This window comes from Aminobacter sp. P4_D5 (assembly GCF_056401815.1).
Genome location: NZ_JBFUIP010001286.1, coordinates 1 through 538, shown reverse-complemented (window position 1 = coordinate 538; position 538 = coordinate 1). Strand labels below are relative to the sequence as shown.

Sequence of the window (538 nt, the reverse complement as noted above, 5' to 3'; positions counted from 1 at the left end):
CTGCAGGCCCAGCCGCTCGGGCCCGATCGCGTCGATGATGCGGGTGGCCTCCGTCGTGGTGTTGAGGAAGAAGCCGGGGATGTCGCGGTGGTTGATCGGCTCGATCACCGGCTTCACGCCGAGCTTGGCGCATTCCTCGGCGGCGAAGTCGAGATTGGCGGCATAGGTGGAGAGCAGCGTGTCACGCGGCACGCCGGCGGGGACGAGGCCCGCCATCACGTGCAGGCGCGGGCATTTCAGCGCGGCGCTGTATTCGAGGGCGCGCTTGATGCTCTCGCGGAACTCGGCGCGGCGGTCGGGCAGGGCGGCCATGCCGCGCTCGCCGTTGTTCCAGTCGCCGGGCGGGCCGTTGAACAGGACATTGGCGAGGCCGTTGCCCTCCAGGCGTTTGGCGATCTCCTCCGCCGGATGCTCGTAGGGGAAGAGGAATTCCACGGCCTCGAAGCCGGCCGCGCGGGCGGCGGCGAAGCGGTCGAGGAAGGGCATTTCGTTGAACATCATCGAGATGTTCGCCGCGAATTTAGGAATGGTGCTTCTC

Annotated in this window: 1 protein-coding gene; it reads right to left on the bottom strand. The window is 67.7% G+C overall.

Features of this window, described 5'->3' with window-relative positions; genetic code table 11:
- Positions 1 to 501 (bottom strand): TIM barrel protein (locus AC1DWF_RS37975; protein ID WP_476843565.1); only part of this gene is annotated, 501 nt, incomplete at its 3' end.
- Positions 502 to 538: the final 37 nt, after the last annotated feature.